Raw genomic sequence first — 12324 nt, forward strand, 5'->3', positions numbered from 1 at the left:
AAATGGTTTATCGCATAGACATTTTAATTGGTGAATAACATAAAATAAAGGGAAATGTATGGACTCAAAGGAATTAGCTAAGCTGCTCAAAAAAGAAATTATTAATGAAAACCTAGAAATCTATAAGGGATTGTTCACCGACTACTCACCATCAGAAATAAAAGATCCTTATTTTATTGATGCAATAAGCTTTTTTAATACTTTACCAGACGAACATAAGTGAATTTTTTTCCCAATCTTACGACAAGTAATGATTGATTCAATTAGTAATGTATTAGGTGTTATTGATGGCAGCTCAAGTTTAGCAGAGCACGATGGTAATTTTTCTTTGCTCTATGAGGGTAAACCAATTAAATATTTACAAGATTATTTTTTATCTCAATTTGAGTAAAAAATATAATCGCTATACTAGCTATCTAACATAATAGAGCTTATACGAACCTAATTTTAATATTATTATGTATATCAATTATTTAAAGCTTAAAGGTAAACGCAAAATGATGGGGGAAAGTTTACTTTGAACAATATCTTTTTCAAGCGCATCCCACTCCTCAAACTCAGGCTCAACCAACAAAGTTTGCGACACAAAGCCATAACACACCCGTTGCATATTTAAAGCCATTTGTTTGAGCTGTTCATCATCCTGTATAAACGGCTCAAGAATGCTCTGCCACATCTGTACCATCATGGCATAACTCTTACGGTAGCTTTCAATATCTGAAATCTGCCGTTCCAGCAAAAACACCTGCGACCATAAAAACTGCTGTGCTTGAATTTGCTTAATTTGAAAATGAATGATTTGCTCTAAATACTCCTGAAAATCCAAATCTGTGGATAACTTGATCAGGCTTTGTGCATAACTTTTTAGCTGCTCCGCATTACTTTTTACATGCTGATGAATGGTCAATGCAACCAAATCTTCCTTCTTGGAAAAATACTCATAAAAGGTCCCCAAGCCGACGCCTGCAAGGTCGGTAATTTCCCGAATAGTAATTTGGCTGGCAGGGCATTCATGCAAAAGCCGAACAAAACTTTCCTGCAATGCTTCTTGAGTCAGTTTGGCGCGTGATTGACGCGGTTTACGCCGTATTTGAATGGCTGATTTTTTCATATTTTCAAGCTTTAAAAGCCGAACGTCCATGCTTTAAATTTTATCTATACTGAAATGAAAACCCGAGAAGAACAAGCGGAAACTATAGACGATGAATACATTAGAACAGACATGGATGACACATCAAATCAGCAACCAATTTGATGAATTGGAAAACTACAATCTATTTTCAAGCGATACGGTTTTACACGAAATTTTAAAATGCTGCGGCAGCCATGATCAGGCCACGCTATGTGAAATGGGCAAGGTCGCAGGTTCAAGTGAATATTATCTGCATGGCGCTTTAGCCAATCAGCATACGCCAATTTTACATGCCTTTGATGCCCGAGGCCGCCGTAAAGACTTTATCGAATTTCATCCTTCATGGCATAAATGGATGGGCCTTAACCGCCAGTTTGATACCCATGCACATCCATTTAATCATCCGAACTCCAATACGAAATGGGTGGATTGGGCAGCCCGTTTTTATCTTGCTGGGCAGGTGGAGTGCGGCAACTTATGTCCAAATTCGATGACCTTAGGCAGCATTCCACTGATTCAACGCGAACCTGAACTGTGGGCCAAAATTGGAGAGAAACTGCTTTCGACTGAATACGATGAACGTGATGTGCCGATCAGCCAGAAAAAATCGATTTGGCTGGGCATGGGTATGACCGAAAAGCAGGGCGGTTCGGATGTGCGTGCCAATGAAACGATTGCTATTCCTGTCGCTGAGTCAGGCCGCGGCAAAGCCTATTTGCTCACAGGGCATAAATGGTTTTTCTCTGCGCCGATGTGTGATGCGCATTTGGTGGTGGCGAAAACCGAGCAGGAGGGTTTGGCCTGTTTCTTTGTGCCGCGCTGGCTGGAAGACGGAACCAAAAATCAAATACACATACAGCGCCTGAAAGAGAAAGTCGGCAACCGCAGCAATTCCAGTTCTGAAGTCGAATTTAAAAATGCCTGGGCTATTATGATGGGTGAGGCAGGGCGTGGCATTCCCACTATTATAGAAATGGCAAACTACACCCGTCTGACTTGTGCAGTGGGCAGCAGTGCCATGCTGCGTCAGGCTTTGGTGCAATGCATTGCCTATACCCGTCAACGCAAAGCCTTTGGTAAGCATTTGATTGATCAGCCCCTCATGCGTGCAGTTTTGGTCGATTTAGCTTTAGAGAGTGAAGCCGCGGCACAGCTCAGTTTTCATTTGGCGCAGTGCTATGAATCGGATGATGCACTGTCTGTGGCATGGAAACGCATCATGACTCCAGCAGCCAAGTTCTGGATTTGCAAACGGGCGGTTGAGCTGACGGGAGAAATGATGGAAGTCTTTGGCGGCAATGGCTATGTCGACAACGGCATCATGGCGCGCATTTTCAAAGAAGCGCCAGTTAATACCATTTGGGAGGGTTCAGGCAATGTCATGTGCCTGGATGTGCTGCGCGCCATTGGGCGTGATTCTGAATCGATTGAAGTGCTCTTTAAAGACCTTGCTTCAACTGCAAGTACGGATGCAACGCTGCAAACTGAGCTGCAAAATCTATTCAGACTGTTCCAGCAATCGCCAGAAGATCTGCAGTTTATGGGCCGCAGTTTGGTCAGCCGTTTAGTGATTTTGGCACAAGCAGTCCTGCTGAAACGGCATGCACCAGACTATGTGGCGGATGGCTTTATTCAAAGCCGTTATAGTTCATTTCATGGTCGGGTTGTCGGGATGCTTGAGATGAAACAACCCGACGTAGAACGACTGCTGCATAGAGCATTTGCGGCTTAAGCCCGTTATTGTACGGAAAGCTTTTGCGCCTCATCTTGTTCCAGTTGGACGTTGGGGCTGTCTTCAGCCTGAATAATATCAATCGGAATAAAGCGGACTTGAACAATGCTTGGGTTATCGTTCAAGTCTGGCAATAGCTTTTGATTGAGTGCTGCAATTTGCGCTGGGCTAGGCGGAATATCTCCACGGATAGAGACGCGGACTAAAGTGAAATCATCTCTTTTATCGTATTGGATGGTATCAATAATATTATTGGCATGGTTCAGCTCAGTACTAATGGTCGCCTCGGTACTGCTCTCATACAGCCGCGTATTGAGCAGCGCATAAAAGTTGAGTGAGAGATAAATCCCTAAAAGCGCCAAGAACATTAAGCTAACAGCATTACGTTTGAGAAATTCTTTGACATTACTCTGCACTTCTTCGGTGGAACCGCGTCTAAAGCCTGCAATCCAAAGGACTAAAGATGAGCTAATCTGAATGGCGAAGATATTGGTCACCGCCAGTAAAAATGCATTGGCTGAGTTTTTCCATTCCATATGCGCAAATAAAATCCCGCTGGCCACCAAGGGCGGAACTAAGGCTGTCGCAACAGCGACGCCCACCACGGCCACAGACAGGCGAGGGGATACCGAGGCAAAAGCACCTGCGGCACCGCCTGCTAAAGCAATCATCAAATCTAAAATGGTTGGCTGCGTGCGCGATAGAATTTCATTGGTCATGGGCAGGTCATAGTTTACTAAACCGATCACGATCCCAATGCTATAAATCATGGCAACGCCAAGCAGCAAGGTCAACAACGCGGTTTTAAACAGCAGCCAGCGGTTATCAATTAAAGCCAAAGCGATACCTGAAATGGGGCCTAACATCATCGCCACCAGCATCGCGCCAATTACTACCGCAGCTGAGTTGGACAGCAGTCCGTAGCCCGCAATGACGGCAGCCAAGGCATTCATAATGAAAAAGGTTTTACTTGGTAGAGCATCGGCTTGGATATTCAAGCGGACTTTTTGATGATCAATTTTTTTGGAATTTTCGCGCAAGGCCTGCTTATAACGAATTTTTTCTTTTAGAAACTCATACTTTTCTTGGTCAGGCGTATCTTTGACCACAATGGTTGCATCTTTGTCTTTTTCGAGTGGCATGGCGATGCTCTTATTTTGTATGTGATTAAGATTTAATCTAGCGCTTTTATCAGTGTAAGCAAACAAAAAATGGCGAGGAATAATATGATTCGCGTTTAAATTCAGACCATATTTTAGCGACTTCTTTTATAGAAGCGAGGCTTATCGATCTTGCTGAACATTACTCAGTAACAAAGGTTTCTTAATTCAGAGCAGGACAGATCTGCTTGAAATCGCGATGTCATCCAGAAAAAGACAGATCAATTACAGATGTTTAGCTGACCTTAGAACATGTGCTTTTAGAACAAAACGCTACGATTGGAAATAATATTTTTCATCACCATGGTCGAGATGAGACGTTGCACATTGGGCAGCGCTGACAAGTACTCATCATAGAGTTTTTGATAGCTTTCCAAATCATAGGTCACGACATGCAGCAAGTAGTCCGGGTCGCCAAAAAGCCGCTGCGCTTTCACAATTTGCGGAACCTTAAGAATTGCTTCTTCAAGACTGAGCACCGAATCTTTATCGCCATTTTTGAGCGTCACAAAAACAATGGTGGAGAAATTCAAGCCAAGCTGGGAGATATCCAACTGTGCGCGATAGCCTTTGATAATACCTGCATCTTCTAAGGCTTTGACTCTGCGGTGACAGGGAGAGAGGCTAAGCCCTACCTTATGGGCCAGTTCCGTGACAGATAAACGACCATCGGCTTGCAGTTCAGCAAGAATCTTCTTATCAATTTTATCCATGTGGAAGAATCTCCCCTTTTTAGGCGTTATTGCACAAATATTTGAAAGCACATTTTAGAGCCTAAAGGATATCCTTTCAAAATTATTTGATACAGATCATGTTTTGATTGGGTTAAACCTCAAAACGGTGATGGATAAGAGAGGAAAGGGATGTCACTGAATATTTTAATTGCATTTTGGGGTGTTTCGATCCTGTTTGTGATGACCCCAGGTATAGATTGGGCCTATGCCATTTCATCGGGGATACAGGGCAAAAGAGTCTTGCCTGCGGTGACCGGGTTATTAACAGGGCATTTGATGGCGGCACTGATTGTTGCGGCGGGTGTGGGCACATTGGTGACCAGTCAGCCCGTATTGCTTCAAGTGCTCACGGGTGTTGGGGCTGTTTATTTGCTGTGGATGGGGCTGAGCCTGTCGATGCGTCCTGCGAGTATTAGCAGCGATCAGATTGCCATCGCATCTTCAAAGTCATGGTACTTTCGAGGGGTTTATTTGAGTGGCTTAAACCCGAAAGTGCTGCTGCTATTTTTGGCTTTATTGCCGCCCTTTATCGACCCGCAAGCGGCTTTTTCGCCTACGTCTCAAATTATTTTATTGGCGGCAATTCACCTTATGAGTTGTGCGGCTGTTTATTTCTTGGTGGGATTTAGTGCGCAAAAAGTTTTGGGGACGCGCCCACAAGCCGCGAGGGTGGTTAGTCGAGTATCAGGGGGATTGATGATGTTAATTGCGATGATTTTATTGTTAGAACAGTTTTATGTCTAAGCGACATTTCAAGGATATCGATCAAAAGCAATGCAAAATAAAGCATTGCTTTGATCTGAAATTGAATTGAAAAGTAGCAGATGTTGGGTATAGAAGTTCAGCAAAATCGCTTGTAATACATTCAAAAAGGCGTAAAATTTCTATCGCATCAGCGAGATAATCACATCAACAAGGTGAAAAAAATGGCAAAGAAGAAAGCTGAGCCAAAAGTTGTGATTCACAACTTCGTGGCTAAACACATGCATGAAGTCAACCAAAGCCAAGTCTTTGTAGACCGAAAGAAAAATGCAAAACGAGGCTATGACAAGCACAAAAAAGGGAGATATTCAGATGATTATCTCCCTTTTTTAATGGCGGCTTAACTGCAAATACAGTTATTTTTTATTAGAAAATAAATCATTCAAGATAGTCGCTAAATCTTCTTTCTTTAACGGCGCGGCTGCAGTTCTTTGCTGTGCAGTTTCATTCATGTTAAGCACGGCTTTTTCAATCTTTTCCCCCATTTGCTCGAAGAATGACGGCGCTGCAGCATGCGTATCCTGCCGTTTTGCGCGGCTGGCTGCCTGTACCGATGGATCATTCTTGCCTAAGCGCCGCTGCTGAATGCTGGTAATTTCAATGCCTAAAAGCGCTGGAATGGCTGCCCGTGCAGGGCTATGACTGGAATTTCGAACCGCAGCCGCTTTGATTTTCTGTACTGGCGCCTGCGGTCTAGATTTGAGTTGTCGAAACGGCTTAGCGGTGATTAAAAAGATGATCCCGGCAAAGACAAGAAACAGAATAAAATCCATATGCACCTCATCAACCGGCAGTAAACAATAGATCACTGCCGTCACTGCTGATTAAACCGCTTCGTTTTTAAACTCAGCCAAAGCGGCGCGGTTAAAACAAGTTTTGAGCGCTGAAGTCAGGCGCTCACAATACGCGTAGATGCTTTGACCATATCCGCCAGGCCATGCGTTTTAAAGTAATACTCCATCCAGCTTTTCACCATCAGCGGATTGCTCATGTTCAGCACATGTTCCAGCTGTTCCTGCGCTTCAGTCATCGGCACATGGCAAATCGCTTTACGCACCCGTAAAATGTTGCTTGAACTCATCGACAGGGTATTGAAGCCCATCGCCATCAGCAGCACCGCAGACAGCGGATCGCCTGCCATTTCTCCGCAGATGCTGATGGGTTTGTCATATTTATGGCATTCTTGCACTAAGCGTGCCAGCGCGCGCAAAACAGCGGGATGCAAGTGTGAATAGACGTTGGCGACACGCGGGTTGTTGCGGTCAACCGCCAGCAGATATTGGGTCAAATCGTTGGAACCGACCGAGAAAAAATCCACCAGTTCAGAAAATTCTTCAATCTGCAGCAGCACGCTTGGCACTTCGACCATGATGCCGATTTTAGGCTTGTTGATTTTCACCTGTTCTTCTTCCTGCACCGCCTGCCAGTCACGGTCCAGCAGGTAGAGCGCTTCTTCCACTTCGCTGACGCTGGTCACCATCGGCAACAGAATATGCAAATTATTCAGGCCAATGCTGGCTTTGAGCATGGCGCGGATCTGCGAAGAAAAAATTTCAGGATGATCCAGTGTAAAGCGGATGCCGCGCCAGCCCAAGGCTGAGTTTTCTTCTTCAATCGAGAAATACGGCAGGTCTTTATCTGCGCCGATATCCAGTGTGCGCATCACTACGGGCTTATTGGCAAAGTGGCTCAGCTGCTGGCGGTAAATCAGGCGCTGCTCTTCTTCGCCTGGAAAACGGTCACGGAGCATAAATGGAATTTCAGAACGGTACAGGCCAACCCCTTTGGCGCCGCGCTGAACCCCGCGCACCACATCAATCATCAGGCCGGTATTCACGTACAGTTTCACCGCAACACCGTCAGGCGTGACGGCATCTTTAGTTTCGTACTGTTTCAGATCTTTGGCGAGCTGCTCTTCTTCTTTTTGAATCTCTTTATAGCGGGTGCGCAGGCGGCGCGGCGGGTTAATGAAAACACGGCCTTGGTGCGCATCGACAATCATCTCGACATCATCAAGGGTATTGATCGGCAGTTCAGTGACGCCAACGACTGTTGGAATGCCAAGCGCCCGCGCTACAATCACCATATGCGAATTCATTGCGCCTTCAGTGGTGACAATGGCGGCGATCTTGTCGACCGGCAATTCCACCAGCGCGGCCGTAGAAATTTCATCGCCAATCAGGATGCTTTCATTGGTAATTTCGCGGTGGCTGGCATCGGCTTCCTGCAGGAAGGCTAAAATGCGGCGGCCTAAATCTTTCAGGTCTGATACGCGCTCACGCAGGTAGTCATCCTCCATTTGCGCAAACAGCGCGATGTGCTTATCAATGACATTGCGCACAGCGCCTTGCGCCCAATTGCCGTCACGGATTTCTGATTTAATTTCTGCAGGCAGTGCGTTTTCATCCAGCATGCGCAAGAACACACTGAATAAGGCGCGCTCTTCCGCCATAAGGGCATCCTGCATTTTGTCATCCAGAGACTGAATTTCCAGCCGTACTGAATTCAGGGCATTGTCCAGCAGCTCCAGTTCTTCACTGATGTCATCCGCTTCGCGGTCTGGCACTGCGGCTAAGTCTGCTGGCGGATAGAGAATAACCGCGCGGCCAAGCGCAATGCCGCCAGAGCCGGAAACGCCCTGAAAGGTTTTATACGCAGGCAAATTATTCGGCTTGCGGAAAACATCAATATTGCCGACGGCATGCGCATGCGCAATGACGCCTGACAGCTGTGCGCACAGGGTGACCAAAAAGGATTCGGCGGCTTCACTGAAATCCTGTGACTCTTTATTTTGAACCACCAGCACACCCATCACTTTGCGGCGGTACATGACGGGAACGCCGAGGAAAGAATTGTAAATTTCTTCCCCAGTTTCCGGCAGGTACATAAAGCGTTCATGTTTCGGCGCATTGTCTAAGTTGACAATTTCCTCGCGCTGGCCGACCAAGCCGACCAGGCCTTCACTGGTATGCAGGGAAACATTGCCGACAGATTCGGCATTCAGCCCTTTTGAGGCCATGAGCAGGTAGCGGTGGTTGCGCTCATCCAGCAGGTAAATGGAACAGACATCGACCTGCATGGCCTCGGCCACCTGCTTGACCATGATGTCTAAGGATTCATGCAGGCTGGTGGACGCATTAATCTCTTGGACAATGCGTCTTAAGGTATCCAGCTGCATATTCGACATCGTGTCTGCTCCTAAAATGTTCCGTTCAATATGACTTAATTTATAACAATAGTTCTCTCAAAAATCTGCATTTTTCTGCAATTTTTAAGGTTTTTGCGGCAGCTGATTGCACAGCTCCATCATCGCTTTGCGGTAAACATCGCGCTTAAAATTGACCACTTGGCCCAGCGGGTACCAATAACTCACCCATTGCCATTGGTCAAATTCAGGCGGATCGGAGAGATCCAGCTGAATATGCTGTGCTGAAGCAGTCAATTTCAGCAAAAACCACTTCTGTTTTTGACCTATACATACGGGGTCAGAGTCTGGGCGTATATATCGATTCGGCAAACGGTAACGCAGCCAACCTTTAGTTTGCGCGATAATCTGGACATGTTCGGGCAATAAGCCAACTTCTTCTCTCAGTTCACGAAAAAGTGCCTGTTCGGGGGTTTCACCATACTGAATACCTCCTTGCGGAAATTGCCATGCATTGTGACCAATGCGTTTTGCCCATAAAACTTGACCAGATTCGTTTGCCAAAATGATCCCGACATTGGGTCGGAAACCTTCTGAGTCGATCATTTGGCTACCTAAATATTGTGTAATTTATAGCTTTGCCTCCGGGGATTGTTATTTCTGCATCCAACTCGGAAAAAGCAAAGTGTAAATAATGTTAAAATTGATATGATCTTAACGAATTTCTATCGACTAGCGGAGATAGATTTACAAATTTTTTCTTAAATTTAAGCTTTTACGAGTATTTTCATGAAATTGGCGCTGTTTGACTTAGACCACACCTTATTAAATACAGATTCTGACCATTCTTGGGGGGAGTTTCTAGTCAATGAAGGCTTGGTAGATCCAATTCGCCATCGCGCCATGAACGATAAATTTTATGACGATTACAAAGCTGGCCAGCTTGATCCGATTGCCTATAATGAATTTGTTTTTGAGTTTTTGACCCAGCACGACAATGCCTATTTAACTGAATTGCATGAGCGCTTTATGCAGAAGGTCATTCGTCCGCAAATGCGTCCCGAAGGCTTTAAAGCCATTCAGCGCCATCAAGAGGCGGGCCATGCTTTAGTTGGGATTACCGCAACTTCGGATTTTATTACGGCGCCGATTTTCCGCGAGTTCGGCATTAGCGAAATTATTGCCACCAATGCTGAAGTGATTGAAGGCAAATACACCGGCAAAGTGGTGAATATTCCCTGCTATCAGAAAGGCAAGCTGGCGCGTTTGGATCAATGGCTGGAAGGCCGCGATGTCACTGAGTCCTGGGCCTATTCAGATTCCATCAATGACCGGTTTTTGCTGGAATATGCAGACCATGCCATTGCCGTGAATCCAGATGACCGGCTTGAAATATTGGCCAAAGAACAGGGCTGGGCGATTCAAGACTGGTCAATTTAAGATTTATTGCTTTAACCGGGCAGATAAATGACGTGATGCAGCATTTTGGAATGCTGCTTTTCAATGAAAACAACTCAAGATTAAATTGCAGATGACAAGTGAATTATCCACCCCAGTACGTTCTCAGGCAGAGTTATTAGCGCTGTTCATGGGTCCGCGCGCGCAGTCTTATTTAAATCTTCCGCAGGGCCAAACCGCCGCTTTCAGCTGGGCTGGCTTGATCTTTGGCATTTACTGGCTGCTGTACCGGAAAATGTATGCGTACTTTTTCTTGGCGCTGGCTTGCAGCTTATTTTTTGGCGTGATTTCACAGATTATTGGCGTGAGCGCGCAATATGCGGTGTGGCTGGGGCTGATGCCTAATCTGGTCTTGGGCTGCATCGGCAAGCGCTTATATGCGGAATTCGCCGCAGGGAAAGTCAAAGCTTACCTGCAGAATGCCCAATACAGTGAAAAGGTCTTTGCAGAAGCAGGCGGGACTGCGCTGAGCATGCCGCTGCTGTGGCTGTTTACCCAGATTGGCTTGGTGATGATGCTGACCACGCCGTTTTTGAAATATTAAGCGCCAATTTAAGCAATTGAGTGCTGTGGGCTTCCATGCTATACCCTTAATGAGAAAAAAATTGTCAAGCGACTATGAGTAATCAATAAGGAGACAAGCAATGAGTGTACGTCCAAGAATGACCAACCTTTTTGAGCAGCTGGGCTTGGATTCGAGTGAAGAGGCAATTGCGCTGTTTATTGCCACCCATCAGCTGAATCCGCAGACCAAAATTACAGAAGCGGATTATTGGACAGAGGGGCAGCGCCAGTTTTTAGCGGAAAAAATAAAATCTGACGGCAGCTGGGCCATTACTGTGGATCAGCTGAACGAATCTTTGCATGAAGACTCTGTTGAAAAATAATGGCGTATAAAAGAAGGCTGCGCTGCTGAATGCGGGCAGCCTTGCTCTTCAGGATGCAAAAAACCGCCAGTTTGGCGGTTTTTTGATGCATTGAGAAACTGATGCTAGGGCAGCTGCTTCATAATATTGACCAGCGCTTCGGCGGCTTTGGACTGTGTGCGAGCAGGATGCCATACCATGCCCAGCTGGCGGTTCATTTCCAGCGGAATATCCAGCTGTTTTAAATCCTGATTCAGCAGTGTTTTGGGCAGCACCGACCAGCCTAAGCCAATCGAAACCAGCATGCGGATGGATTCCAGCGGGTTATTGCTCATGGTGATTTTAGGCTTGACGCCCTGCTTTTCAAATTCGGCCAAGGTGATTTGGCTGGTATAGGTTTGCGATGCAGGCAGCAGGCTAGGATATTGAATTAAATCTTCCAGACTGAGATTCTGCTTCTGCGCTAAGGGATGAAAGGGGGACGCAGCAAAGACCAAAGGGTCATTCCAAATGGTGACATATTTCAGGCGTTCATCCAGCTGCGGCGGCAAGGTCAGAAAAGCCAGTTCTAAATCGCCGGCAAGCACTTGTTCATGCGCCTGTTCAGAATCGACGAAATGCACATCTAAAGTGACCTCAGGGAACTGCTGCACATAGCTGCGCAAATGGCTTGGCAAATGATGCAGGCCAATATGATGGCTGGTGCCGATTTTCAGCTTGCCCTGCACTTGGCCTTGCTCATGGCTCAAGGTGTTGTGAATGTCGCCAAGCTCGTTCAGCCAGCTTTTGACTTTTGGCAGCAGGGAATGTGAAGCATGGGTTGCCTGAACACCGCGGCCTGCAGATTCAAACAGTTTCACGCCAAAATATTCTTCCAGGCTGTGAATGCGTTTGGTGACTGCGGGCTGGGTAATAAAAAGCTGATCGGCGGCCAAAGAAATCGATCCTGTTTCCATGACTTTAACAAAGGCTTCAAAGGCGGCGAGATTCATCTTAAATTACCTATAAAGATTTTTTATGGTAATTTTATTATTCAGAAATTTTAAGAATTAATCAAAGAAAAAGTTGTATCTATTGGTCTAATAGTAGTAGGCATTTATCAAAAAAGCTTAAATGGCGGGCGGTGATGTTTCCGCTGAGCGGAAGCGCGGCATTCAGTTCCTCACGAAATTTGACCTCTTTGGGGGCTTTGAAATTGCAGCGATGAACCGTTTAAAGGCGAACAGCAGCGCGATGTCTTGCATGCATCTGAACCGTGAAAGTTCCGAAATCTAAAATGATGAATGGGCCCAAGCCAAACTGCCCGCAGGCTGTTTTAGAGCAGCGCCGCTCAGA

Annotated in this window: 15 protein-coding genes; 8 read left to right on the forward strand and 7 right to left on the reverse strand. The window is 45.9% G+C overall.

Annotated elements, in window-relative coordinates:
- The first annotated feature begins 58 nt into the window (after positions 1-58).
- Positions 59-223 (forward strand): hypothetical protein, encoded by a 165-nt coding sequence (locus OKC24_RS05280; RefSeq protein WP_165381092.1) that lies wholly within the window; start codon positions 59-61, stop codon positions 221-223.
- 246 nt (positions 224-469) lie between these two features.
- Here the strand turns inward: OKC24_RS05280 and OKC24_RS05285 are convergent, their stop codons facing one another.
- Positions 470-1111: a TetR/AcrR family transcriptional regulator gene (locus OKC24_RS05285; protein ID WP_265464869.1), complete on the reverse strand. Its 642-nt coding sequence runs from the start codon at positions 1109-1111 to the stop codon at positions 470-472.
- A 91-nt stretch (positions 1112-1202) separates the two neighbouring features.
- On the opposite strand from OKC24_RS05285, the gene OKC24_RS05290 reads away from it, so the two are divergent.
- Positions 1203-2864, forward strand: a complete 1662-nt coding sequence (locus tag OKC24_RS05290) for an acyl-CoA dehydrogenase family protein (RefSeq protein ID WP_131276210.1) — start codon at positions 1203-1205, stop codon at positions 2862-2864.
- A 5-nt stretch (positions 2865-2869) separates the two neighbouring features.
- Here OKC24_RS05290 and OKC24_RS05295 read toward each other — a convergent pair whose 3' ends face one another.
- Positions 2870-4006, reverse strand: a complete 1137-nt coding sequence (locus OKC24_RS05295) for a DUF389 domain-containing protein (protein ID WP_130143763.1) — start codon at positions 4004-4006, stop codon at positions 2870-2872.
- Between the two features lie 278 nt (positions 4007-4284).
- Complete coding sequence (locus OKC24_RS05300) at positions 4285-4737, reverse strand: Lrp/AsnC family transcriptional regulator (protein WP_130143762.1); 453 nt, start codon at positions 4735-4737, stop codon at positions 4285-4287.
- Between the two features lie 150 nt (positions 4738-4887).
- Between OKC24_RS05300 and OKC24_RS05305 the strand changes: the two genes are divergently transcribed.
- On the forward strand, positions 4888-5502 hold the full coding sequence (locus tag OKC24_RS05305; RefSeq protein WP_130143761.1) for a LysE family translocator: 615 nt from the start codon (positions 4888-4890) through the stop codon (positions 5500-5502).
- 182 nt (positions 5503-5684) lie between these two features.
- On the forward strand, positions 5685-5864 hold the full coding sequence (locus OKC24_RS05310; protein ID WP_130143760.1) for a DUF7230 family protein: 180 nt from the start codon (positions 5685-5687) through the stop codon (positions 5862-5864).
- Between the two features lie 12 nt (positions 5865-5876).
- Here the strand turns inward: OKC24_RS05310 and OKC24_RS05315 are convergent, their stop codons facing one another.
- From OKC24_RS05315 to OKC24_RS05325, 3 genes are all read right to left on the reverse strand, one after another.
- Positions 5877-6329, reverse strand: a complete 453-nt coding sequence (locus tag OKC24_RS05315; RefSeq protein ID WP_228257530.1) for a hypothetical protein — start codon at positions 6327-6329, stop codon at positions 5877-5879.
- 80 nt (positions 6330-6409) lie between these two features.
- Positions 6410-8707, reverse strand: a complete 2298-nt coding sequence (ptsP, locus tag OKC24_RS05320) for a phosphoenolpyruvate--protein phosphotransferase (protein ID WP_131276209.1) — start codon at positions 8705-8707, stop codon at positions 6410-6412.
- A gap of 84 nt (positions 8708-8791) precedes the next feature.
- On the reverse strand, positions 8792-9271 hold the full coding sequence (locus tag OKC24_RS05325; RefSeq protein ID WP_005007208.1) for an RNA pyrophosphohydrolase: 480 nt from the start codon (positions 9269-9271) through the stop codon (positions 8792-8794).
- 183 nt (positions 9272-9454) lie between these two features.
- On the opposite strand from OKC24_RS05325, the gene OKC24_RS05330 reads away from it, so the two are divergent.
- From OKC24_RS05330 to OKC24_RS05340, 3 genes are all read left to right on the forward strand, one after another.
- Positions 9455-10105, forward strand: a complete 651-nt coding sequence (locus tag OKC24_RS05330; protein WP_130143758.1) for an HAD family hydrolase — start codon at positions 9455-9457, stop codon at positions 10103-10105.
- A 91-nt stretch (positions 10106-10196) separates the two neighbouring features.
- On the forward strand, positions 10197-10667 hold the full coding sequence (locus tag OKC24_RS05335; RefSeq protein ID WP_130143757.1) for a DUF2628 domain-containing protein: 471 nt from the start codon (positions 10197-10199) through the stop codon (positions 10665-10667).
- Positions 10668-10767: 100 nt separating this feature from the next.
- Entirely contained in the window at positions 10768-11010 is a 243-nt protein-coding gene (locus OKC24_RS05340) for a DUF2789 family protein (protein ID WP_005007213.1), read from the forward strand.
- Between the two features lie 104 nt (positions 11011-11114).
- Here the strand turns inward: OKC24_RS05340 and OKC24_RS05345 are convergent, their stop codons facing one another.
- Positions 11115-11981, reverse strand: coding sequence for a LysR family transcriptional regulator (locus OKC24_RS05345; RefSeq protein ID WP_130143756.1), 867 nt, complete (start codon positions 11979-11981; stop codon positions 11115-11117).
- Between the two features lie 121 nt (positions 11982-12102).
- Here OKC24_RS05345 and OKC24_RS05350 point away from each other — a divergent pair, with 121 nt between their 5' ends.
- Entirely contained in the window at positions 12103-12264 is a 162-nt protein-coding gene (locus OKC24_RS05350; RefSeq protein ID WP_165381089.1) for a hypothetical protein, read from the forward strand.
- Positions 12265-12324 lie beyond the last annotated feature (60 nt).

It is taken from the genome of Acinetobacter entericus (assembly GCF_026168575.1).
Lineage (GTDB): Bacteria > Pseudomonadota > Gammaproteobacteria > Pseudomonadales > Moraxellaceae > Acinetobacter > Acinetobacter bouvetii.